Genomic DNA, 24,148 nt, shown 5'->3' on the forward strand with positions numbered 1-24,148 from the left:
TTTCAATCGTATTACAAGGACTTTGGCCTTCGGGACCAAAGTCCTTTTTAATTACAAAAAAATCACAAGTCCGTTACATTGCCACAATTCTACAGGTAAATATGCTATTATGATTTTACACTAAATATAGAATTGTAATGATTCAAACATACAAATATAACTTTTGAGGGAAAGGTTGGTATAATTTGATAAATAAGATAAAGAGTTTGGCGCTAATTTTAATCGTTTCCGGTGCACTAATCACATCTGGTATGATGCCATCATTTGCTGATGCAAAATGGTATGATACGGATATGAATGAAGCGAATAGTTGGCTAATTATCCCAGAGGATATGATGCAAGAATCCTACGATAGCTTTATTACAAGAGGCGAGTTCGCTGAAATTTTAATAAGAGCTTATCTGAGTAGTGGCGGTAATTTTGACAATTTAAAGTACGATGCTTATTTTGATGATACTGAAACCATTTATCCCGACTTAGTTTATTATTTGCAGATGGTTTCAGGTTATCCTGATGGTACTTTTAAGCCAGAGGGTAAGATTAAAAGAGAAGAAATGTTTGTGATGATTGATAAGTTCACACTATTGATTTCACGTCAAAAGCCTGCTGATGTAACTGAAGAATCACTATTAAAAAGCAGAGCCTATTTAGAAACGAGAATCAGTGACTCTGCTTCGTTGAATGATTGGTCAGTACCTTCAGTAGAAAGATTAATTCGACAAGGTATAATAAGTGGTAGTGGCACTGGTTTGATCTCCCCAAAAATAAGTACTACAAGAGCGCAAGCTTTAATCATGGTAAAGAAAGCAATTAGCTTGTATCGATATTCACCAATTAGTTCAAAACAAATGTCTTACCGTTTAAATGAAGTTGCATATATGGAAGTATATAGTGATCCAACTAACTATTTTACTTCTAGAGGTAGTTATTCAAGAGGCAATTGGAATAGCTCAAATGATAATAATGATAACAATAATTATAGTAGAAATTATCGACCTCGATCACTTGAAGAGATTTATACGCCAGAACAATTACTTGTTATGTTAGGTAATAATTCGGTTAAATACGCACTCGTTTTTGGGTCAGCAGATGCAGCACGATATCAAACCGCTGAAGAAGCACAAAAACATATGGTGAGTATAGCGGTTGACGTTTGGGTTTTAAATAGCAATGGCACAAAAACTAAAGGTGTTAAATACCTTACAGTGAATGAAAATATAGCTGGCATAGTAAAAGACGTTTTCCAAGAAATATTTGAAGGTCCTGAAAAGTTTCCAATCAAAAATGTAGGTGGCTATTCATGGCGTGCAAGTGAAACATCGGAACACAGATGGGGACTAGCGATTGATATTAATTCAAATGAAAATTATATGATTAAGCCCGATGGTACAGTCGTTGCAGGTTCGTTTTGGATGCCGGGAAGTGATCCATATTCTATAAAACCAGAGGGTGATGTGGTTAAGGCTTTTAAAGCACATGGTTTTACATGGGGTGGCGATGCTTGGTCATCAAGTAATGACTACATGCACTTTTCGTTTTTAGGTTGGTAAAAAAATAATTCAATTTTCAGATAATTATGTTAAAATACCCTTATAGGAATAATTGCGGGTGTAGCTTAGTGGTAGAGTTCTGGCTTCCCAAGCCAGATGTGTGGGTTCGATTCCCATCACCCGCTCCAATTGAGGGGACATATGAAAAAACATCTAAGTATTTTGGCAGCTTCGTTAATTATTATTGCGATTACCTTTCAGTTATTTAAACCAAGTGAACATTTACCACAAGCTATTGATCAGAATTTGGTCGAGCATGTAGTAGAAAATTTATCAAGCGGTACATACTTAGGCAGGAAAGCCGGTACAATTGAAAATAAAATGGCATTGGACTATATCGAGTCTCAATTTTTAACGCTCGGACTGTCTTCTTACAGACAATCCTTTGAAGCGTTGATTCCCGAGACCGAATATCAGTCCAATTTTTCATTTTTTGACCCAGTACTTCAAACAGAAGAGGTATTGAAGCCTCACAGGGATTATAAAATGCTAACATGGGGGCCGTCAGGAAGCTTAGCTTATAACGGTGATATTGTCTTTGCAGACAATAATGTTTATAAGGTTGATCCAGAGCAATTGAATGGGAAAATAGTTGTAACACAAGGAACGCCTTATATCGGTGATAGCTTAGAGCAGATTATTAATGCAGGTGCGGTAGGCGTTTTTTATTATCTTGGAAACAATGAAATCGATGTAATAGCAACTAAAAACTTAGATTTAGGTAATAAAACGGGGGACCAGTTCGCACTGGGATTTATTAGTAGAGAGCGTTATTTTGAGTTTAAACAAATCGCAGCACAAGATAAAATTATTTCGAAAGAAATATTGCCTTCTGGTACAATACACGGTTTTATAAGAGACGTTGATTTTAGTCACCCTATTTCATTTGATCCAATTACTACTGAAAATATGTATTTGACGTTAGACGCTCAGGTGGGAACTTTTGAAGACTATTTAAAGGCACATAAGGGTGAAGACTTTGTCGTACTTCAGGCATCAGCGGACCATGTTGGCAATTTGTTTGAGCCACTAGATGAGCATGAGTATTACCCCGGTGCTGCTCATAGTGCAACTGGCGTTGGCCTTTTAATAGATGTCGCCAATACGGTTAAAGATAAAAGTGCAGATACAAATATCATTTTCGCCATCACCAATGCTGATGATACTGAAATGCAAGGTATTCGTCGAATGATGACAGATTTCAACTCAGTTTTAGACAAGACGCTATTTGTAAGCTTGGTTGATATTGGTGGTTTAAACTCAGATCAGACTTATTTGGGTGGTGTCGGTGAAGGGAATGAGATTTATCTTTCCAAAGTGGTTGCATTGGGCTCTCGAGAAGCTATACCAACTATTTCATACAGAACTTCTCTATCTACTACAAATCCAGATATTTCTTTAATAATGATGAGTCAAAACAATTCTAATGCGTATACTGTATTAGATCGTTCTGATGCGGTTGACTATGAAAACGTAAATAATGTTGGTCGACTCCTCTATAAGTGGTTAGGTACCACCTATTACAGTTATAATGCTTTTACTGGAATTCCTGAGATCCTTAGAATTGGCTTTATAGTTGTATTATTGATATTGCTATTAAATTTCATTTTAGAATCCTATAAAGATCACTATCAGATTTTGAAACGGATTTCACTATCTAGAATATTTTTATTTGAAAAGTGGCTGTTAAGCTTATTGACAGCACTAGTCATTATTCTTCTGATGATTTTTGTGACCCTATTGCCACGTGATTTAAATTTTGGCACTTATGGGGGGCGTTTTACGACGAATTTTTCATTTGACGTCATCATTCAGCAAATGGGGGATTTTATTTTAAACTTTAAATATTCAGGTGTAAAAGATACTGAGTTTGTTATGAGAACTTTTAAAAATAGCTTTATTTTATTGGCGGTTTCATCTGTTTTTTCATTGGTATTGGGTAGCTTGAAAGGGGTATTCGATGCTTATAGTAATAAAGAAAATACAGAGGTGAGAAGCTTTACAAGTCTTGTGATCATGTCAGTTCCAGATATCATTTGGATTTTGATTTCGCATCTCATCATCATTGCAATCGGTAAAAAGATGGAACTACCGGTGCTAAGACAGGTTGTATTTCCAATATTAACGCTCACCATTATGCCTATGGTTTATTTAAGTCGTATTGCTTATCTTTCATTTATTGAAGAAAAGGGAAAGCCTTACTTTATTGCGCTATTATCAAGAGGGATTAAGAAACGATCGATTTTCTTTGGACATATGCTTGTTCCAACTTTACAAAAGGTATTTACCTCATATCTTGGTATTTTGCCACTTATGATCTCAAATATGATCATCATTGAGTATCTGTTTGATTATAAAGGACTAGCTAATTTTGTACTAATAGCCGATCGAACACAGGATCAAACAACCTTTATAGTTCTATTAGTTGGTATAAGTATTCTTTATCTATTATTCGCCTGGATGACGAAGCTCGGGATCTACTCACTGACATCTAGAAGAAGGAGGCGATAATCATGTTTAAGAAATTACAATTTTTCCTTAGCCTCTCTATTGTGATTATTATTATCTTAATGATGTTTGTACCAGCACTATTTACAAATATCAACCCCTATGCAACTGAGGGTTTGAGATCTTATGTTGATGATGCTGGAACTTTTCATCTTGAAAAAGCACCATTTAAGCCTCAAAGTGATATATGGATGGGAACCGATGAGTTAGGCAGAAGCATATGGGCTTTAATTGTATATGGGACAAAATTAACCATTTCATTGGCTGGTTTAATTGTTGTCTTAAGATTTTTAATTGCAATTCCTATTGGCATGCTTGCTGGATTTGGTTCAGTTAGTGCACATAGCATCATTGATAAAATGAATCGGTTTTTAGGCACGATACCAACGTTGTTGCTTAGTATATTAATTCTAAGGATGGATTTCTTTACGAATTTAGGTAAGTCACAATCGATTGTTTCTTTTGTTATTGTACTTAGTATTATAGGTTTCGCTAAACTTGCAGTTGTAATTGAAGAGCGTGTTAAAGCCATTAATAACGAACCTTTTGTAACCGGTGATATCGCTCTTGGAAAAAGACCATTTCAAATCGCTACAACTACAATTTTGCGTCATTTATATCCAGAGCTAATAGCGATGTTTTTTATGGAAATTGCTAGAGCGCTTACTTTATTGTTGCAACTCGGTTTATTCGCCGTATTCGTTGGAAATGTTAAGTTCATTGAAGATAGCTCAAATGGGAACATAAAGACAATGAACGTTTCATATGAACCAGAATGGGCAAGTATGCTCGGTGCTGCAAGAATACATTTGCGATCAGCTCCTTGGATTGTATTTTTTCCGTCACTAGCCTTTTTTATAAGTGTACTTGGATTCAATGCCTTTGGTGAGAGTGTTAGAAAACTCTTAAAGGGTGAATTGAAGATGAACAGAATCAAACCCATTTTGATGACTCTTATTCTGGTTCTTATTGTATTTATATCAGGATATCAACTTATTGACTGGTTTAGCATTCAAAACAGTTACTCTTCTGAAAAAGTAGTAACAGATCAACTTATGCTTGAAGATGGTCCTATTTTACTTGGTAATGGCAATGCTGTAAAAGCGGCAGATTGGATCAGCTCAGAACTTGATACAAGAGGATTTTCACCTTTAAAGGGTAGTAGTTATATTGACCCATATGAGTTAGAAAATGGTTATTATGCTATTAAGGACGAGGTACTCCTAAACCAGAATAATTTTAAAGGCAATTATGAATGGGTTGGATACGGTAATTATGACATAACCGCAGAAATTATTGACCTAAAGGAAAGTGATGTTCTTAATTTAAAAGCTGAAGATCTCTCACTTTATTCTGGAAAGGTAATCTTACTAAATGGTGGGTTTTATAATCATGAAGCTATCGTAAAAGTTACTGAGCGTCTATTATCCAGTTCTGAAATCGGTGGCATTATATGGTTGAAACCGCTAAACGAGGTTGAAATCAAATGGGTTTCAAAACAAAGCTTCGATGTTCCTGTATTATACGTTGCTAATGACACTGAACTTAAAAATGGTGATCAAATTATAGTCCAATCAGAAATGGGGACGTTAGGTAGTTCTGGTAATAATATATATGGCATTTTAAAAGGAACCAACTCGAATCTAGGTGAAGAAGCACTCATCTATGGTTTTGGATATAACGCTATGGATCAAACCAATTTTAATGAACAAATGTCATTTAATTTATCGTTGATAGATGCTTTGATTAAAGATGAAGCAAACCGAAAAAGAACCATCATCGTTCTATTTTTTGATGGGAGCTCAAATTACCAATTTGATGGTAGAGTTAGCTATGCGAATCAATCTCTATATCCACAAAAGGATATTTTACTTTATTTTGATATGACGCATATAGAAGCTGGCGAAACTGGGACGATTATTTTTAATCAAGATCAATCACCGATATCAAGATATTATGCCTATACTTTTGCCGTTCAGCTTGAAGAAGCCTTCAATGATATATCGGATTCTGTTGTGAAAAATCAAAGGACTTGGAAAAACGATGACTTATTGTACTTATCAAAGGGGATACCAACATTGACAGTAGGTTTTACAAGTGATGTATATGGTGAAACTTTACCAAAACTGGGAAGTATCATTTCTAAAGTCATCCGAAAAAACAATTACTAAGGGGTAATCATGTTAGAAATTGAGAATCTTAGAGTAAAACTCAATCAAACCGAAATCGTTCGAGGGATTAGCTTCAATCTGGAAAAAGGAAAAATTCTCAGTGTTCTTGGTGAATCTGGATCTGGCAAAAGCGTAACGGCCATGTCCATATTAAAGCTTTTTGAAGAGAATAAATCAGAAATTTCAGCAGATTGGATGAAATATGATAATTACGACTTGAATAGTGTCAGTAAAAATCAGTTAGAGAGCATTCGCGGAAAGAACATCGCATATATTTTCCAAAATCCAATTGATGCATTAAGCCCTTATAGAAGGATTGGACATCAATTCAAGGAAGTTTTAAAATCTCATCAGATGACTTATGATAAACAGGAGGTTCTCAACTGGTTAGAGCTCGTTGGTCTTGGTAAAGAAAAGGCTTATATTTTAAGGAAATATCCGCATCAGCTAAGTGGCGGACAAGCTCAAAGAGTAACTATTGCTCTTGCATTATGTCTTAATCCTGAGGTGATCATCGCTGATGAACCCACCAGTTCAATAGATGCTTCACTAACAGACACGATAATAGATTTATTAGTCAGCATCAATCAAAAGATGAACATATCCATTTTATTTATCACGCATGATTTTGATCTTGCAACACGAATCAGTGATGATATCCTTATTTTATATGGCGGACTCGTTATGGAGTATGGTGAAAAAGCGAATATTATTAATCAACCAAAGCATCCATATACGGTAGAGCTATTTAAATGTGTCCGATCAATCAATAGTAGAGAAGAGCAATTGTATGCACTTTCGGGATATGCGCTCGATCCAAAAGGCTTTAAAAATGAATGTCCGTTTGCTGAAAGATGTCATCATGTTAGAGAAGCTTGCTATCAAAAGGTACCGCTGTTAGCATTTGATGAATATGGGACACAGATTAGATGTGTGCTATATGATGAGGTGTTGAATGAATAAAGATAAGATTATACTATCAGTAATAAACGCAAGTAAATCATACTATACAAAGGGGAGCGTATTTGGAAAAGCGGTTGAGATTAAGGCAGTAAATCGCGTATCGTTTGATTTATATGAAGGTGAGACCTTAGGTTTAATTGGAGAAAGTGGCAGTGGGAAAACAACTTTATCCCATCTTTTGCTAAAACTCGTTCAACATGACTCCGGTGAGTTTAGGTTTAGAGAGGATGTTGCTACTCAGTTTAGAAAATCGGTTCAAATTGTTTTTCAATACACTTATGGTGCATTAGATCCTCTTAAAACTGTAAGACAGTTGATGATAGAACCGCTTAAAATTCATCAAATATGTGACCACAATGATTACGAACAAAGGATCATTGAGTTATTAAATCAAGTTGGACTATCTGAAAAACTACTTGATCGAAAAATCTCTGAGATCAGTGGTGGGCAAAAGCAACGTTTGGGAATAGCGAGAGCTTTAGCAACTCAACCTAAAATCATCGTATTAGACGAACCGGTTTCAGCACTTGATATATCTGTTCAAGGACAGATCATCAATTTACTTAATGATTTAAAAAAGGAACTAGGGTTAACCTATTTATTTATTACACATGATTTAAAAATTGCTCGACATTTATCGGATCGACTTGCTGTAATGAAAGATGGATCAATCATTGAGATTGCTAAAACAGATGAACTAATAAATGCACCGAAGGCAGATTATACAAAACAATTGATTAGAACCATAAATAGAATAGGGTAGGATATGTTATAAGACCTTCACAATATGAAGGTTTTTTTTATTTTATTTTAAAGTATGTGAATAAATTTTAAATAAATTTTGTAGTATTTTGTAACATTTTGTAGGATTGTGTAGGGTTGATGATATAAATAAGCGAATCATGTATTTGTATGCGTACATGAATTCTTTGGGGAGCATACAGGGTTAGGTTAATAAAAATGTTGAGCAGGAGGAAATTATGAAAAAAGCAATATCGTTATTATTGGTTTTACTATTAATGTTCACACTTGTAACAGGCTGTTCAAACAGCGAACCAGCAACGACAGAAGCAACAACAGCTGCTGCAGCAGGCGAAACAACAGCAGCAAATACAGAAGAGCAAGTATCATTTGACAATATCTTTGTTAATATCGGTACTGGTGGAACTGCAGGGACTTACTTCCCACTTGGCGGTGCTTTTGCTGAAATTTGGAACAACAACATTAAAGGTATCAATGCTACTGCACAATCAACAGGTGCTTCTGTTGCAAACATTAACCTTTTAATCGATGGTGAAGTAGAAGTTGTTATCGTTCAAAATGATACAGCTCTTTACGCTCATGATGGCGTTCAAATGTTTGATGGACAACCTTTTGATAAATTAAGAGGTCTCGCAACACTTTATAGTGAGCCATTACAAATCGTTACAACAGATCCAACGATCAAAACTGTAGCTGACTTAAAAGGCAAAAAAGTAGCAGTAGGCGCAATTGGTTCTGGTGTTGAAGCTAATGCTAGACAAATTATAGCAGCAGCGGGTATGGATTTTGAAAAAGATATCGATCCTAAATTCTTATCATTTGCTGAAGCATCTTCAGGTTTAAAAGATAAGCAAGTAGATGCTGCATTCTTAACAGCAGGTATTCCAACAGCTGCAATTCAAGATCTTTCAGCTCAAAACGATGTGTTTATCGTTGCTATAGATGGCGATGTTGCTGCTACACTTAAATCAGACTATAAATTCTTTACTGATTATGTGATTCCTGCAAACACATACAAAGGTCAAACTGAAGATGTACCTACATTAACTGTTAAGTCTATGCTTTGCGTATCAGCTGATATGGATGAAAAATTAGCATACGAATTAACAAAACAAATTTACGAAAACCTCGATAGAGTTGTATTGGCTCATAACGTAGGTAAATATATTACAAAAGAGACTGCTCAAGATGCAATGTCAGTGCCATTACATCCAGGTGCAGAAAGATACTTTAACGAATAAGAGAGATTTATTATTAGGTAGGGTCTAGTTAATCTCCCAAGTTTTCCCCAAAATAAAGAAGAGAGAAGGGAAGCTTTGTTTAGAAAAGTAATCATCGGATTATTGAGTGCACTTCTATTGGTGGTATTGGTTTTAACTGGTCTTCATGAGCGGACTGTAGTAATAATTGAAGACATTAAAACTGGCGAAAAACATGATTTTTTTCCTGAGGATGATCATTTTATCTTAGGATATACACATTCTGTTTTGTTAACGCCTGTAGAAGAGTATTTTGAAATCGATAAAAATAACAACCTTATACTCCAAAAGACGATATATGAGTCTTTTGGAGTAGGGCTTCCTTATGAACAAGAAACTGATGCGGAATTTGAAATAGTGGATGGTAAGTTTATATTATATTTGGATCGGACGTTTGAACAAGTCAATATGATTGCATCACCAATACCAAAGCATTTAATTAAGGTAAATGGTGAAAGTACTTATATCGCTGAAATGTTCAGTAAGGAAGAAATAGATGTAACAAGTGAAGCGTTTAAATCGCTTATTAAGGAAGACGAGGAACGAGAAAAGTACACGCACGATATAAAGATATATGCAATAAGAAAGAAAGTATTTGAAATAGGCAACTACCATGTTGTCTTATAAGGAAGGATCGGTGTCATGTCTGACTTAAAAGATAAAAATACGACAGCAGCGCCATCTGATGTAAATGCAGATGAACTGCTCAGAAAATATGACAAGGGATCAGATTACCGAGTATTAAGTGGTGTTCAAAATAAGATGATTGTTATTTTGCTTGCTTTGTTTTCATGTTTTCAGCTTTATACTGGAATCTTCGGTGTGCTGGATGCTATGTTGCAAAGATCGATACACCTTGCTTTCGGCTTAACGTTGGTTTATTTGTTGTATCCATCATCAAAGAAATTTTCAAGAAGCAAACTACATCCTTTAGATGTCTTTTTAGCAGTGTTGGCTGCTGGTGTTTGTCTCTATGTTTTCTTCAACTACAAGCAATTGGTATTGCGTGCAGGCCGTGTTAGCACAACCGATATGATCGTTGGATTGATAGCTATTTTCTTAGTTTTAGAAGCAGCTAGAAGAGTAATTGGGTGGCCAATGGTTATTATCGCATGCGTGTTTATCGCATATGCTCTACTTGGACCACACATCCCGGGACCTCTTGCACATAGAGGTGTCAAAGTTAGTAATTTAGTTCAGCACTTATATTATACTACTGAAGGAATATTTGGTTTACCAATTGGTGTATCATCTACCTTCATATTTATGTTCCTTTTGTTCGGCGCATACCTCGGCAAGACTGGTATGGGAGAGTTTTTCATCGATATATCTAACTCAATCGCTGGTAGTGCACCAGGAGGACCTGCTAAAGTTGCAGTTATCTCAAGTGCAACAATGGGGACTTTATCAGGTTCGTCAGTTGCTAATGTAGTAGGAACCGGTAGTTTTACAATTCCTATGATGAAAAAGTTAGGATATAAGCCAGAGTTTGCAGGGGCTGTAGAAGCCACTTCTTCAACTGGTGGACAATTAATGCCACCAATCATGGGGGCTGCGGCATTCCTAATGGCTGAGTTTACAAACATCCCATACGTGCAAATTATTGGTGCTGCTGTAATTCCTGCACTCCTTTATTACTTTGGCGTTTGGGCAGGCGTTCACTATGAAGCTAAAAAACAAGGATTGAAAGGTTTACCTAAGGATCAAATCCCTAAAGCAAGTAAGGTAATGAAGGAAAGAGGGCACCTCATTCTGCCAATTATCGTTGTTATATATTTACTTGTAAGTGGATATACGCCAATTAGAGCGGCTTTAGGTGCAATTTTATCATCAATCTTGGTTTCAGCGATTAAAAAAGAAACAAGACTTTCACTTTTAGATATTTTCAATGGGCTTGTAGAAGGTGCAAAAACAGCATTAACAGTTGTTGCTGCCTGTGCAACTGCTGGTATCATCATTGGTGTCGTTACTCAAACAGGATTAGGACTTAAAATGGGTTCCTTACTTGTTAGTGCGGCTTCAGGTAAGTTGTTCTTAACACTTATTTTTACTATGATAACATCATTAATTCTGGGTATTGGCGTACCAACAACTGCAAACTATGTCATCACATCTACAATTGCTGCACCAGCATTATTAATGCTTAATGTACCAATTATTGCTGCTCATATGTTCGCATTTTACTTTGGTATAATCGCAGATGTAACACCACCAGTTGCTTTAGCGGCGGTTGCTGCATCTGGCGTGGCCAAGTCTGAGCCGATGAGAACTGGTATTCAAGCTTCAAGACTTGCAATTGCAGCGTTTATTATTCCTTTTATTTTCGTTTATAGCCCAGAGCTACTTTTGGTAAACGTTACACCACTTTCTTTAATTTTCATTCTTGTGACAGCTATTATCGGTATCATTGCTGTTGCGTCTGGATTAACTGGCTATTTCCAAACTAAAATGAACGCAGTTGAACGAATCTTGTTCATCGTAGGCGGTGTAATGATGGTAACAACGCATTTAACCTTTAACCTAATTGCTGCAGTTGCTCTACTTGGTGTAGGGATACTACAATTTAGAAAAAAAGGGTTACAAGGTAAGGAAGTTTTAAGTGCATAATTAATACGAGAAATTCCCCTTCTTATAGACAGAGAGTTGACTACCCACAATAGTCAACTCTCTGTATTTTTTGTTTAAATTAATGATTATTCCTTTTGATAGTTGAAGCTCCACGAAACACCAAACTTATCGGTAAGCGCACCATAGATCGCACCCCAGAAAGTATCCTGAAGTGGCATTTTAATGGTTGCCCCTTCAGACATTTGTGCATAAACTTTACGTATAGAATCTTCGGTATCTAGATTAAGATTAACTTGAACATTGTTTCCTATGATAGGATCGTTGTCGCCCATCGTATCTGAGAAATAAAAGAACTGACCGTCCACCTCAAGTTCAACATGAAGAATTCTATCTTTCAAAAACTCTGGAAGATCTGGCTCTGATTGATCTTTGTAACGCATAATTTCGCTGACTTTGCCGCCCAAGATAGCCTGATAAAATACGACCGCTTCTTCACACTGACCGTCAAAATATAAATAAGGAACTACTAGCATAAAGGTCTCCTTTCATGTTTTAAGATGTTATGTATTTATCCAAATGTTGGTTGTGAAAACATAAATTTCATCATGAAGTTCTTTGTAGTAATTGACCATATGATTGTTATATAAAAATGTATTTTTAATAAGAGTTTTACTAAAAAATAACAATTTGCCATAAAAAATTTTCTGAATATTATGATATAATCAATAAAAAGATTTTTCAGGGGGAAATATCATGTTTAAAAAGAAAAATAATTGTGCGGAAACACACGGAATTATTGATTATGTTGAAGCTAAATTTCAAGGTAAAACAATTGAAGAACCGCCACTTGAATATCATATTCATCAGCGATTTTTTGAATATTTTAAAAAGCTTTTCAAAAGTGAATCAAAGATGAAAGAGGCTGCGACACAATTGTTAACATCGGTTATCAAACTTAGTTCTTTTGATGTAGAATTATCACACAGTGCAAGAAAACTGACAGATTTTGCAAACGAACTTTCGGATCTTAGTGATTCTAATTTGGCTATCGTAGAAGAAACGACAGCGAGTATGAATACCTTTACCGATGCAGTATTATCAAATTCTGAAAAACTGAATATTATAAGTGATGATGCTAAAAACATCTTGGAAAGTAACTATGCCTCTGTTGAACAAATTAAGGAAATCAATCAGTTAAAAAACGTTGTTATTGATAATACAAGTGACATGCAATCAAAAATGCTACAGTTAAGTGAGTATACGAAACGAGTAGAAGAAATCGTTGCAACCGTCGGTTCAATTGCTGCACAAACAAACTTACTTGCACTAAACGCTTCAATTGAAGCAGCAAGAGCAGGAGAACATGGCAGAGGCTTTGCTGTTGTTGCAGACGAAATTAGAAAATTAGCTGAAGGAACAAAAGAAAGTCTTTCACATATGAGCGGAATTGTTAATGATATTAGAATGGCTACTGATTCAGGTAACATTAGTATGAAAAATAATCTTGATTCAACTTATTTAATTGGAAGCAAAATTGATATCGTTTCTAATACAATTGAATCAAATGTTTCTTTGCTTAACAAAACGGTAAGTGATATTCAGACGATTAATGATGCTATGTTAAAAATACAAGCGACTACTGAAGAAATTAATCAAGCAATGGAATCCTCAACTGCTGATGCAGAAAAGTTGAGTGATATGACTGTTTCGATAAAGAAAACTGCAGATATTAGTTATAAACAAGCAACTCGAATTTCAGAGATTGATGACGAACTTTCTAAGATACTACATGCACAGATGGATGTTATAAATCAAAGCGCAAATCATATTAGCAACCAAGATATTGTAGAGAATATAGATCTAGCAAAAAAAGCCCATATTAATTGGTTGAGTAGTTTAGAGACAATGGTTAAAACGATGACTGAACATCCAATTCAAATCAATTCTAACAAGTGCGCTTTTGGTCATTTCTATCATTCTTTGAACTTATCTAACTCTCTCATTGAAAAGCAATGGCGTGAAATAGGTGTGTTGCATGAACAATTCCATGGGAAAGGAAGTACCGTAATTGATGCAATAAAATTAAAAAATGACATTTCTGCTATACAAGCGTTAAATGAAGCTCATGGTCTTTCAATTGAACTTTTTGAACGCCTTGATGAAATTATCAGCATTATATCCAATAATCAATCAGAAATTTTCAAAAAGGGAATTCAGCCCATACAAATTGCAATATAATTAACGAATCCTTCACATAAGTATAAACTGATTTTAATCAGGACTTTATATGCTTCTTCTAGAATGTAACTATAGGAGGAAGCAAATCATGATTAAAACGATTATATTTGATTTTGACGGCACAATTATTGATACAAATACATTAATTGAAGAAGGATTAAATCATTTTGCATTAAGATATAGAGGTTCAACCTTAAATAAAAACGAACATAAATTTCTTGTAGGTAAAACATTAGAAGATCAATTGGGATATATAAGTGAACAACATAAAAATAGTATGACTGAACAGTTTAAAATATGGTACAGGCATCATCACAATCAAAAGGCTAAAGCTTTTCCACAAATGGTAGAACTGGTACATGGTTTAAAGCAGTTAGGATATCAATTAGCCATTGTAAGTAATAACAGCACTCAAAGTGTTGAACATGGTTTAAGACATTTAAAATTGGAAAGCTATTTCGATTATATCCTTACCCGAGATCATGTGACAGAAGTAAAGCCTTCGCCTGAAGGTTTGGAGGTTATTCTTACCTTTACTGAATCTAAAACAAATGAGGCTATTTTCATAGGAGATGCTGCAACCGACGTATTAGCAGCGAAAGCAGCGGGTATAAAAAATGTACTTGTAGGATGGAGCCATCTTGATGTGGATGATATATTGAAACTTGAGCCTGATTATGTTATTTCCTCAGCACTTCAACTTTTAACTGTTGTAGAATCAATTAATGAAACACATAAACAAAGTTTTCATAAAAGAATTGCTGTCTAGCAGTTCTTTTTTATTTTTTGATGATTTAATGGATGTAAAATTTACATAGATATAAATAAAATAAAAACTATTAAATGAGACAAATGCCTCGCAATTGGGTATAATAGAGGATATGAAATTATGTGGAGGCTACAAATGAGAGGATTAAAGGGTTTAAAAATTATAGGTATTTGTTTGATGGCTACTGCTGTTTTATCAGCCTGTCAATCCGATGATTCACCTAAAGCGATAGATAAGGTTAAGCAAGTGACCGTCGTAACATTAGAAGAATCTGCTTATAGAGAAACCTTGGTATACGATGCAGCAGTGAGTGCTGATCAAATCACACCATTAAACCCAAGTCGTGATGGTGAAGTCGAGACACTATATAAGCAAACCGATGAAAAAGTTAAAGCTGGAGATAAGTTGTTAACGCTAAAAGCTTATGCAAAAGGTGAAACCAATTTAGACATCTATGCGCCATATGATGGTTATGTTGCAAGTGTATTAACGAGTGAAGGTAGTTTGGTTTCATCTGCTTATCCTGCAATAGTTGTAAGAAGCAGTACGCAAAATTTAAAGTTTGCAATCACACTTGAGGATGTAAAAAAAGTTCAAAAATATGGAGAGCCTCAAGTAGAGGTTCAAGCGGATGGAAAAACCTATGAAGCAAAGTTTAAACAGCTCAGTCAGCTACCAGATAGTACTTCATTGATGTATCCAATTGAGGTTTCTATAACCAGTGACGATCAATTGCAAATCGGTGAAATTGTAAAAGTGAATCTCCTATTATCAAGGGTAAATGGCGTCTGGTTACCAATTCCGTACATCCAAAATGATGGGGATGATTATGTCTACATCGTAAATAACGATTCGAGAGTAGAGCGACGCAATATAGTATTAAAAGAAGTCAACAATGAATTGGTACATGTTACAGGGCTAAATGATGGCGATCGAGTTATTACAATTGGGAATGCCTTTGTAAAAGAAGGACAGCTGGTAAATGCTAGGGAGGCAACCAATGAATAGATTAATAAAGGCTGCAATTACAGAGAGAAAAGTTACATTTCTCTTGGCGATTATGATCTTTTTTTATGGTATGTATTCCTATTATTTTATTCCTAAACAGGAAAATCCAGACACATCTAGTCCGGCGGCTCAGATTGTAACCATCTACCCAGGGGCGACTGCAAAAGAGGTTGAAGAACAGGTAACCATAAAAATTGAAGATGAGCTCTCAGCTTTAGATGGAATAGAAAATATCGTATCTTACTCAAATCCAAATGTGTCAGTCGTTATCGTTACTTTGAATTATGAGGTTGATTATGATGAACAATGGGCAAGAATGCGTGTTTTATTAGATAAAATAAAACCCAATCTACCATCAAATGTTTATGATTACCAAATCGAAACTGAATTAACAAAATCAGCTGGTATTATTTTGAGTCTTTCAGGTGAAAACCATACCTATGAACAGCTTGCCACTTATGCAGATACATTTAAAACTAAGTTAAGCTCAGTTGATGGCGTCTCTCGCGTTTATGTTGAAGGTGCACCAGATAAAGAGTTACAAATTAAACTAAATTTGCATCAGTTGAATCAACTCCCATTATCCATAAAGGATATATTTGATTTAATTTCAGCGCAGACAGTAAACATACCTGTAGGTGAGCTAGAAACGGCATATGGTTCAATTGGAGTTAAGCATAACTTACAAAATGATCAAAAATCTGCGTTTGAGTCTATGATTGTTTATGGCTCATCGGAATCGGGAAGTATGATCAAGTTAAGTGATATTTCAGACATAGAAATGGGCTATGCAAGTAATCAGCATAGTTATAAGCATGGTGAAGACAACGCAGTGCTCGTCACGGTTTATTTTGACGCCAATCAAAATGTTATCCTAATAGGGGATGATGTGCGATCGGTGATCGACGATGAAAAAGAAAAATTCCCATCTGACTTGCATGTAAATGAAGTCCTCTTCCAACCAGAGGAAGTAAGTCGGTCGATTGATGGCTTTTTAATGAACCTGCTCCAAGGGATTGGCTTTGTCGTTATCGTTGTTTTAATAGGCATGGGCTTTAGAAATGCTTTTGTCGTTTCTATAGCAATTCCATTGTCGGTTACAATGACTGTCATTATGATGAAACTGATCGGAGTTGACATACAACAAATGTCAATTGCTGCATTAATCATTGCGCTTGGGATGCTGGTTGACAACTCAATCGTCATTAGTGATGCCATTCAATTAAAGCTCAATGAAGGATTGTCAATAACACAAGCGTGCTATGAGGGAACTGTGGAACAAGCGACTCCAGTTTTGACCTCTACTTTAACGACCGTTGTTGCATTTGCGCCTTTGATCATATTGCCTGGTGAAGCTGGCGAATTTGCAAAATCTTTACCACAGGTTGTAATTATCGCTTTAATCGCATCTTATATTGTGGCGATGTTTGTGACACCTGCACTTGCCAGTTTTGTATTTAAAGCAAATAGAACCTCACAATATGAGAAGCACAGATTGAGAAGACTGTTTGAATATGGATTAAAAGGTTCTATGCGTCTTCCAAAGTTTTCATTGTTTATCATTTTGATGATATTAGCAGCTACGGTCTATGGTGCTACCTTCTTATCAATAGAGTTGTTCCCATACACGGATAAAGATTTGATCTATATTGATGTTTTTTCAGAAAAGAAAGGTGATTTAGAATATACACAGTCACTTTCTGATGAACTGTATGCGATTTTAAAACAGGAGCAAGGTATAACCGATATCAATTCATCTATAGGTGGCGGATTCCCTAAATTTTATCTCACAGTAGGTGTAAGACCTGAATCAGCCGATTATACTCAAACGTTAATAACTTTCGATCTGAGCCAATCTGATGGCTATAACAGTAGGGAAGACTTCGCTTATCATCTACAAACACTTCTCGATGAACAATTGAAAGGTGGATTTGCTACAGTAAGTTTATTAGAAATCAATCAACCAGGACCTTCTTTAGATATACGGGTCTCAGGGGATTCTCTTGATGAAGTGAGGGCAATCTCTGATGATATCTATGGCGCATTACTAGCTCGTGAAGAAACCATTAACGTGCAGACTGATAGTGCCAGCTACCGCTATCAATACCTTTTAGATGAAGATCTATCAAAGATGAGTCAATTTGGTTTAAATGCTTATGATGTACAGCTTCAGACCGCACTCGCAGTCAATGGGATGACAGTTGCAAATTTACCTTCAGAGGAACCAATAGCGGTTGTATTAACCGGCGATATCAATTCTATCACTGATTTAGAAAATTTTTCTATAAAGTCAAGTGCAACAGGTGAAAAAACACTATTAAAGCAGTTCGCTGACATTTCACTAAAGAGTGAGCTCAATACGATTAAGCGATATAATAGACAACCATCAGTATCGGTCAGTGCAAACGTAACGCCAGGGTACTCTGTAGGTAACCTTCAAGGATGGGTACAAGATTCACTAATCCCATCTTTGGATACAGAAGGGGTTCAGATAAGTTATGGTGGCGATCAAGAAATCTTCGATAAATATATTTCTGGTTTACTAGGGGCAGCAGGAGTGGCTGTAGTGATAATCTATATCATACTTTTGATTCAGTTTAACTCATTACAACAGCCTTTGATCATATTAATGACTGTTCCACTATCTGTTGTTGGATCAGTAGTTGCCCTACTTATTTTTAATCAAAGTGTGACTTTTACAGTCGGTTTAGGTGTTGCGAGTTTAATTGGTGTTGTCGTCAACAATGCAATTCTTTTGATCGAATACATTAATAGAGAGCGAAAATTGGCGCATGATGTCTATAATTCATGTTTGAACTCAGTAGGTAGAAGATTTAGACCAATAATGCTCAGTACCATAACGACGGTTATTGGACTGGTACCGATGGCGCTTTCAGGAAGCTCATTTTTTAGCCCGATGGCAATGGCTTTAATGGGTGGGTTAATTGTTTCAACGCTTTTAACCTTAATTGTAATTCCGCTGATCTATTATCAATTGCATAAAAGAGAGGACTTTATCAAAGAAGATAAAATTATATCTTGATTGAAACTAAGGAATATGTTAAACTCCAAATGTACCCCCTGCCTAGGGGGATGGAGGTTGAATAATGGAAATACTAATAGGATTAACGGTTCTGTATATTTTATTTGTTGGTTATAGCAAATTAACAGCACCAAAGGTAAACCAAGTTAATGGTCGTCAATTAACAGAAATGTTAGAAGACAAAAAAGTTAAGAGACAATATATTGATGTAAGAACAACAGGTGAATTTAGTTCGAGAAAAATCAAGGGATTTAAAAACATTCCATTGGATCAATTGTCGAAGAGAAAAAATGAAATTGATCCAGAAATGGAAGTGGTTGTAATGTGTGCTTCTGGAAGTAGAAGCATGAGAGCCGTTAAGATACTCAATAAAATGGGATATAAAAACTTAACCAACGTTAAAGGTGGTATCTCATCTGTTCACTAATTGATGAACAAAAGTGTCGTATAATTTTGTAGTATTATGATGTGTATTAAAATCCAGTCTCTCAAAGCAGAGATTGGATTTTTTATTTTATAAATTATTTATTGATGAACCGCGATAATTCATATATTATAGGTCTATTATTACTTTTTATGAAAGAGGCAGTTGAAATTAAGGAGTTAAGTTGTATGAGAAATGAAGAAATGTTTGAGATCGCCAATACATGCATTGGATGTAAATCTGCCAAGTGTCAGCTTGGTTGTCCTATAAATACACCCATCCCTAGAGTAATCGAACTTTATAAGGCAGATAAAATTCAAGAAGCAGGTAAGCTTTTATTTGATAATAATCCACTTTCGTTAATTTGTTCATTGGTATGTGTACATGAAGAGCAATGCATGGGAAATTGTGTTTTAAATAAAAAGGGAACTCCTGTGGCGTTTTATAAGATAGAAAAGGAAATCTCAGAAGCATACTTGAAAAATAATAAATTGAGTAAAGGACAGAATAAATTAGGTAGGATTGCTATAATTGGAGGAGGACCAGCAGGGATTACAATATCTTTTATACTCGCTAGTTATGGGTATGATATCACATTATTTGAGGCACACAACCGGATAGGTGGCGTTATGCGATATGGTATACCTGAGTATCGTCTTCCCAATTACCAAGTAGATTTAATCGAATCAAAGCTCATAGAGGTAGGGGTTAAAATTAGACCAAATACTTTAATCGGTCCAGTGATAACGCTTGATCGTTTGCTTGAGGATGGCTATAAAGCTGTGTTCATAGGAACTGGCGTATGGAATCCAAAGCCGCTTACGATAAAAGGTGAAACACTTGGAAATGTTCATTATGCGATTGATTATCTTAAATCACCTGAAACTTATCACTTGGGTAAAACCGTGACGGTGATCGGTGCTGGTAATGTTGCTTTGGATGCAGCAAGAAGTGCAATGAGACATGGCGCTGAAAAAGTGACCATCGTTTACCGAAAAGGTTTTGATGACATGCCAGCTACTGAGATAGAGATACGAGATGCATTAGATGATGGCATCAGTTTCGAGCTATACAAGTTTCCTGTGGAAATTAGAGAGAATGGTATCGTCGTTGGAAAGATGACCAAACATAATGAAGAAAATCAGAAGAGCTTTGAAGAGGATGCTAATCAAACCTCATTTATCGGGTCAGATTCAACGATAATTGCGATTAGTCAAACTGCGAGAAATAATATTGTTAGAAGTACAAATGAGTTGAATACCTCACAAATGGGATTGCTCATTACTGATAAAGAAGGCAGAACGACAAAACCGGGAACATTTGCATCAGGAGACGTCGTCACTGGAGCCAAAACGGTTGTTGAGGCAATCGCCCATGCTAAAGTCGTCGCAGAAACCATGCATCATTATTGCATGTCTCTTAATACGTGTATCTTAGACTTTTGCGAAGACGATTCCTGTTCAGAGGATGTCGTATCAAAATGTAGAGAACAATGGTATTTTGAAGGGTAATGCGTGGCATCAAATTTGTTTAATTGCACCGTTTAAGATGGCCTCTGCAGCTTCAAGTCTTGTAATTTGATTTTCATAGGAATAGGAGTCAACTGCACGGGTTGATTGCGATTCTGAAATATTAAAGTCAGCAATCAAATGCCACTTCGCTGCGTCTATGGCTCTTATTTCATCTATCACAGAAAGAACCTCTATGTGATCACGTTCCATAGCGTTGATTTTTGTTCTTGTGTTTTCAACGATTTTAATCAGTTGACCAAATGGTTTTACTGCAACTGGTTTTTTAATGCACAATACCCCAAAATGTGTTAACTGATTTTTGGTTTGAACATGTGTAGATTCTCTTGCTATAAATAAAATGGTCGTCGTAGTTCTTTGAGCCGCATACTTCGCAAGACGATCACCTAACTCCATACGCATAGGTGCGTTAATTATGACGAGATCGAATTTGTGAACCTCTAATAAATGAGTAGCATCTGAGTAATTATATGCAGTAAATATTTTCCCATATGAGGTGTTCATGAGCAGTTCCTTAATAAATCCCTCACTTGAATCGGTATTTGTTACTAATAATATATCTTGCATGAGTCCACCTCCATTTTTTACATTTTTAAAACATATTATATTTTTATTCAAGCTGGCTGTCAATAAGTGTATGATTATTATATACAAATAATTATAGGTGGTAGTTAAAAATGACGAAAAGAAAACGATTTTTTGCTCTGTTTTTGATGTTTTGTTTCTTATTTCAATTCGGTTCTTATGCAGAGAACGAATTAGTAACTCAGTTTGACCAAATTGAAAGTAGAATTATCCAACAGGTTGAAGTCGGAAAAATTCCAGGCATTTCTGTACAAATATTTAATCGTGCGGATACTCTTTATTCATTCAGTGATGGAAAAACTGGTAATGGTATTGAAAAAGTTACTGAATCAACTCCGTTTATAGTTGGTTCGATAACAAAGTCGTTTACAGCATTGGCTACTCTAAATTTAATTAATGAGGGTCAACTAGATATAGAAAGTCCAGTTGAATTATATATACCATGGTTTACGTTAACAAAACCAAACGGAGCATCAATTCTAATAAAAGATTTAATCGAACATACCAGTGGGCTTACGACATTATCGGGAGAACAAGCATACACTTATAATCAGGATTATAACCTGGAAGCATTGGTTAGAAAAATAAATGAGACTGAGAAAACAGCGTATTTGTATGATACTAAAGTACAATACTCGAATTTAAATTATATTCTACTGGGGTATGTGATAGAGCGCACCAGTGGAATGGCTTATGAATCCTATATTGAAGCTTCAATAATTGAACCATTAAATTTAAAGCATACTGGATTTAAAAGTTTAAGCGGTAATAAAGCACAAGGCTATCGACGTGTGCTTGGATTTAATATGAAAACAGATATTCCTTATCCCGATGGATTAGTTGCGTCGAGTTTCTTATATTCAAGTGCCGAGGATCTAACAATTTTTGGTCAGTTATTACTTAATAATGGCTATACGGATGGAAAAAGTTTGATTCCTAGCAATGAACTTGGTAAAATCAATACTGAATTAGGTGCAAGTCAAAGTTATTACAACGCACTATGGACAGAAACCAATGGTGCTTCAGAGACTGATCATAATGGTTATTTTGGTTTAATAGGGACTACGCCAAATTTCAATTCCGCGTTAATACTTAATCAAGATACTGGGCTAGGAATCGTTGTTTTGATCAATCAAAATAATGCTTATCAAGCACCGGCAGTTACGGCACAAACTATAGCGAATGATTTAACAGATCTCATTTCAGGACAAGTTCCTTATGAAATGAATAGTAAAAGTAAATCTGGTCAATGGTTAATGGTATTGTTCGCATTATTAATTACGGTCTATTTAATTAATGAAAGTATCTCAAGCCTTAGAATGATAAAAGATAAGGCAGTTTCAAAAATAAATTATCAGCTTAAGTATCTTAATTATCAAGAATTGGTAAGACTTTTATTGAGTATCTTCGCATATTTTGGTTTTCCGTTATTTTATGATAATTCGTGGCGTTTTTTTACAGCAGCAAATCCCGAATGGGTTTTACCAATCCTATGGGTGATTGTTTTTAACTTACTTCAAGTAATGCTGGTTGTAACGATGCGTGTTAAAGCTTTTTCAAAGAACTAAGTGTCTATAGGAGGTTAAAATGAATAAAATAAAAAGTTTTACTGTGGATCACATACGTTTAAAAAAAGGGGTATATGTTTCTAGAGTGGATTACTTAGGAAATGAAGTTGTGACCACTTTTGATTTACGTATGAAACTTCCAAATAAAGAAACCCTTGAAAATGAACCGATTCACACACTCGAACATTTGATAGCAACTTTTGTTAGAAACGATAAAGAATTTGCAGATAAAGTTGTCTATTTTGGTCCGATGGGGTGCTTGACAGGCATGTATCTTATCTTACACGGTGAATACACATCTGAAAATGTATTGCCATTATTAAAAAGAGCTTTTGAGTTCGCTGCAAACTTCGAAGGGGATATACCTGGTGTAAGTGAAATTGAATGTGGTACCTATAAACTACACAGCCTAGCAAAAGCAAAAGTAGAGGCAAAAGCCTATTGGGAGGTTTTAAATCAAATTCAACCTGACCAATTGGTTTATCCTGAATAAAATATGAGGAGTTATTAGAATGAAATATGGAATTATTGGTGCAATGGATCTTGAAACAAAGTTATTAATTGAAGCGATGGATACGGTTGTAGAATCGACAATTGCTGGAATGACTTTTTATAAGGGGACATTGGGAAGTAATGATGCAATTGTCGTAACGAGTGGTATAGGTAAAGTAAATGCTGCTATGTGTGCGCAGATACTCATAACTCATTTTGAAATAGATGCTTTAATCAATACAGGTATATCTGGCGCAATTGATGAAAGATTAGAAATAGGAGATATTGTCGTATCAACGGATTGCATTGAGCATGATTTTGATGTTACTGCATTTGGTTATGCACCTGGCGTCATCCCTAGAATGGAAAGTTCGATATTTATGGCAGATGATGCATTAATGAATAAAGCTTTTGATGCAGGTGTTGCAGAGATGCAAGATAATAAAATCTATAAGGGAAGAATTGTATCTGGTGATCAATTTGTCTCTTCGCATGATAAGAAGGTCTTTTTAGAGACAGAGTTTAAAGCTATGACGACTGAAATGGAAGGTGCTGCAATAGCACATGTAGCGACATTAAATAAAGTGCCATTTGTAATTATTCGATCGATGTCAGATAAAGCTGACGGTAGTGCTAGTGACAATTACGATGCTTTCGCTGATGGCGTCGCACATCATTCTGCTCATATGGTAATGAAAATGTTGAGGTAAT

The 24,148-nt window shown here is 35.5% G+C and carries 19 protein-coding genes and 1 tRNA gene; 18 read left to right on the forward strand and 2 right to left on the reverse strand.

The genetic code is table 11. From position 1 onward, the window contains the following. Nucleotides 1-185: 185 nt before the first annotated feature. The 9 genes from AC4PID_RS16530 (at nt 186) to AC4PID_RS16570 (ending at nt 11,820) form a co-directional block, all read left to right on the forward strand. The gene (locus AC4PID_RS16530) at nt 186-1,550 is read left to right on the forward strand and encodes a M15 family metallopeptidase (RefSeq protein ID WP_492133094.1); all 1,365 of its coding nucleotides are present in this window, start codon (nt 186-188) and stop codon (nt 1,548-1,550) included. A gap of 54 nt (nt 1,551-1,604) precedes the next feature. Beyond that, nucleotides 1,605-1,678, forward strand: a tRNA-Gly gene (locus AC4PID_RS16535). A gap of 13 nt (nt 1,679-1,691) precedes the next feature. Beyond that, nucleotides 1,692-4,061 carry an ABC transporter permease subunit gene (locus AC4PID_RS16540; protein ID WP_492133095.1) on the forward strand — a complete coding sequence of 790 codons (2,370 nt, stop codon included), beginning with the start codon at nt 1,692-1,694 and terminating at the stop codon, nt 4,059-4,061. 2 nt (nt 4,062-4,063) lie between these two features. Further along, nucleotides 4,064-6,229 (forward strand): ABC transporter permease, encoded by a 2,166-nt coding sequence (locus AC4PID_RS16545; protein ID WP_492133096.1) that lies wholly within the window; start codon nt 4,064-4,066, stop codon nt 6,227-6,229. Nucleotides 6,230-6,238: 9 nt separating this feature from the next. Continuing rightward, complete coding sequence (locus AC4PID_RS16550) at nt 6,239-7,192, forward strand: ABC transporter ATP-binding protein (protein WP_492133097.1); 954 nt, start codon at nt 6,239-6,241, stop codon at nt 7,190-7,192. Next, nucleotides 7,185-7,955, forward strand: coding sequence for an ATP-binding cassette domain-containing protein (locus tag AC4PID_RS16555; protein ID WP_492133098.1), 771 nt, complete (start codon nt 7,185-7,187; stop codon nt 7,953-7,955). Before AC4PID_RS16550 ends, AC4PID_RS16555 begins: the two co-directional genes overlap by 8 nt. Nucleotides 7,956-8,172: 217 nt before the next feature. Next, a complete protein-coding gene (locus AC4PID_RS16560) occupies nt 8,173-9,195 on the forward strand; it encodes a TAXI family TRAP transporter solute-binding subunit (protein ID WP_492133099.1) in 1,023 nt (340 codons plus the stop codon). 75 nt (nt 9,196-9,270) lie between these two features. After that, nucleotides 9,271-9,840, forward strand: coding sequence for a DUF1850 domain-containing protein (locus AC4PID_RS16565; protein WP_492133100.1), 570 nt, complete (start codon nt 9,271-9,273; stop codon nt 9,838-9,840). Nucleotides 9,841-9,855: 15 nt separating this feature from the next. After that, the gene (locus AC4PID_RS16570; protein ID WP_492133101.1) at nt 9,856-11,820 is read left to right on the forward strand and encodes a TRAP transporter permease; all 1,965 of its coding nucleotides are present in this window, start codon (nt 9,856-9,858) and stop codon (nt 11,818-11,820) included. A gap of 86 nt (nt 11,821-11,906) precedes the next feature. Here AC4PID_RS16570 and AC4PID_RS16575 read toward each other — a convergent pair whose 3' ends face one another. Beyond that, nucleotides 11,907-12,314 carry a VOC family protein gene (locus AC4PID_RS16575; RefSeq protein ID WP_492133102.1) on the reverse strand — a complete coding sequence of 136 codons (408 nt, stop codon included), beginning with the start codon at nt 12,312-12,314 and terminating at the stop codon, nt 11,907-11,909. A 220-nt stretch (nt 12,315-12,534) separates the two neighbouring features. Between AC4PID_RS16575 and AC4PID_RS16580 the strand changes: the two genes are divergently transcribed. The 6 genes from AC4PID_RS16580 to AC4PID_RS16605 all read left to right on the forward strand — a co-directional run bounded on the left by AC4PID_RS16580 (nt 12,535) and on the right by AC4PID_RS16605 (nt 20,774). After that, nucleotides 12,535-14,019, forward strand: coding sequence for a methyl-accepting chemotaxis protein (locus tag AC4PID_RS16580; RefSeq protein WP_492133103.1), 1,485 nt, complete (start codon nt 12,535-12,537; stop codon nt 14,017-14,019). Nucleotides 14,020-14,107: 88 nt separating this feature from the next. Then, nucleotides 14,108-14,788, forward strand: coding sequence for an HAD family hydrolase (locus AC4PID_RS16585; RefSeq protein WP_492133104.1), 681 nt, complete (start codon nt 14,108-14,110; stop codon nt 14,786-14,788). A gap of 135 nt (nt 14,789-14,923) precedes the next feature. Next, on the forward strand, nt 14,924-15,796 hold the full coding sequence (locus tag AC4PID_RS16590) for an efflux RND transporter periplasmic adaptor subunit (protein ID WP_492133105.1): 873 nt from the start codon (nt 14,924-14,926) through the stop codon (nt 15,794-15,796). After that, nucleotides 15,789-18,839, forward strand: a complete 3,051-nt coding sequence (locus AC4PID_RS16595; RefSeq protein WP_492133106.1) for an efflux RND transporter permease subunit — start codon at nt 15,789-15,791, stop codon at nt 18,837-18,839. Before AC4PID_RS16590 ends, AC4PID_RS16595 begins: the two co-directional genes overlap by 8 nt. 64 nt (nt 18,840-18,903) lie before the next feature. Next, complete coding sequence (locus AC4PID_RS16600) at nt 18,904-19,266, forward strand: rhodanese-like domain-containing protein (RefSeq protein ID WP_492133107.1); 363 nt, start codon at nt 18,904-18,906, stop codon at nt 19,264-19,266. A 185-nt stretch (nt 19,267-19,451) separates the two neighbouring features. Then, a complete protein-coding gene (locus tag AC4PID_RS16605; protein ID WP_492133108.1) occupies nt 19,452-20,774 on the forward strand; it encodes an NAD(P)-dependent oxidoreductase in 1,323 nt (440 codons plus the stop codon). Between the two features lie 9 nt (nt 20,775-20,783). Here AC4PID_RS16605 and AC4PID_RS16610 read toward each other — a convergent pair whose 3' ends face one another. After that, complete coding sequence (locus AC4PID_RS16610; protein WP_492133109.1) at nt 20,784-21,359, reverse strand: ANTAR domain-containing protein; 576 nt, start codon at nt 21,357-21,359, stop codon at nt 20,784-20,786. 110 nt (nt 21,360-21,469) lie between these two features. On the opposite strand from AC4PID_RS16610, the gene AC4PID_RS16615 reads away from it, so the two are divergent. Genes AC4PID_RS16615 through AC4PID_RS16625 form a run of 3 tightly spaced genes read left to right on the forward strand, consistent with a single transcriptional unit; the run spans nt 21,470 to nt 24,147 of the window. Continuing rightward, complete coding sequence (locus tag AC4PID_RS16615; protein WP_492133110.1) at nt 21,470-22,945, forward strand: serine hydrolase domain-containing protein; 1,476 nt, start codon at nt 21,470-21,472, stop codon at nt 22,943-22,945. Between the two features lie 19 nt (nt 22,946-22,964). Beyond that, nucleotides 22,965-23,438, forward strand: a complete 474-nt coding sequence (locus AC4PID_RS16620) for an S-ribosylhomocysteine lyase (RefSeq protein WP_492133111.1) — start codon at nt 22,965-22,967, stop codon at nt 23,436-23,438. Between the two features lie 19 nt (nt 23,439-23,457). After that, nucleotides 23,458-24,147, forward strand: a complete 690-nt coding sequence (locus tag AC4PID_RS16625; RefSeq protein ID WP_492133112.1) for a 5'-methylthioadenosine/adenosylhomocysteine nucleosidase — start codon at nt 23,458-23,460, stop codon at nt 24,145-24,147. Nucleotide 24,148 lies beyond the last annotated feature (1 nt).

Source organism: Fusibacter sp. QWL-12, from assembly GCF_058683495.1.

Excerpts from the sequence above, each read along its gene's own strand:
- AC4PID_RS16595 (WP_492133106.1), top strand. The coding sequence starts at position 15,789 with ATGAATAGATTAATAAAGGCTGCAATTACAGAGAGAAAAGTTACATTT.
- AC4PID_RS16605 (WP_492133108.1), top strand. The coding sequence starts at position 19,452 with ATGAGAAATGAAGAAATGTTTGAGATCGCCAATACATGCATTGGATGT.
- AC4PID_RS16585 (WP_492133104.1), top strand. The coding sequence starts at position 14,108 with ATGATTAAAACGATTATATTTGATTTTGACGGCACAATTATTGATACA.
- AC4PID_RS16550 (WP_492133097.1), top strand. The coding sequence starts at position 6,239 with ATGTTAGAAATTGAGAATCTTAGAGTAAAACTCAATCAAACCGAAATC.
- AC4PID_RS16545 (WP_492133096.1), top strand. The coding sequence starts at position 4,064 with ATGTTTAAGAAATTACAATTTTTCCTTAGCCTCTCTATTGTGATTATT.
- AC4PID_RS16555 (WP_492133098.1), top strand. The coding sequence starts at position 7,185 with ATGAATAAAGATAAGATTATACTATCAGTAATAAACGCAAGTAAATCA.
- AC4PID_RS16575 (WP_492133102.1), bottom strand. The coding sequence starts at position 12,314 with ATGCTAGTAGTTCCTTATTTATATTTTGACGGTCAGTGTGAAGAAGCG.
- AC4PID_RS16590 (WP_492133105.1), top strand. The coding sequence starts at position 14,924 with ATGAGAGGATTAAAGGGTTTAAAAATTATAGGTATTTGTTTGATGGCT.
- AC4PID_RS16560 (WP_492133099.1), top strand. The coding sequence starts at position 8,173 with ATGAAAAAAGCAATATCGTTATTATTGGTTTTACTATTAATGTTCACA.
- AC4PID_RS16540 (WP_492133095.1), top strand. The coding sequence starts at position 1,692 with ATGAAAAAACATCTAAGTATTTTGGCAGCTTCGTTAATTATTATTGCG.
- AC4PID_RS16570 (WP_492133101.1), top strand. The coding sequence starts at position 9,856 with ATGTCTGACTTAAAAGATAAAAATACGACAGCAGCGCCATCTGATGTA.
- AC4PID_RS16625 (WP_492133112.1), top strand. The coding sequence starts at position 23,458 with ATGAAATATGGAATTATTGGTGCAATGGATCTTGAAACAAAGTTATTA.
- AC4PID_RS16615 (WP_492133110.1), top strand. The coding sequence starts at position 21,470 with ATGACGAAAAGAAAACGATTTTTTGCTCTGTTTTTGATGTTTTGTTTC.
- AC4PID_RS16580 (WP_492133103.1), top strand. The coding sequence starts at position 12,535 with ATGTTTAAAAAGAAAAATAATTGTGCGGAAACACACGGAATTATTGAT.
- AC4PID_RS16620 (WP_492133111.1), top strand. The coding sequence starts at position 22,965 with ATGAATAAAATAAAAAGTTTTACTGTGGATCACATACGTTTAAAAAAA.
- AC4PID_RS16610 (WP_492133109.1), bottom strand. The coding sequence starts at position 21,359 with ATGCAAGATATATTATTAGTAACAAATACCGATTCAAGTGAGGGATTT.
- AC4PID_RS16600 (WP_492133107.1), top strand. The coding sequence starts at position 18,904 with ATGGAAATACTAATAGGATTAACGGTTCTGTATATTTTATTTGTTGGT.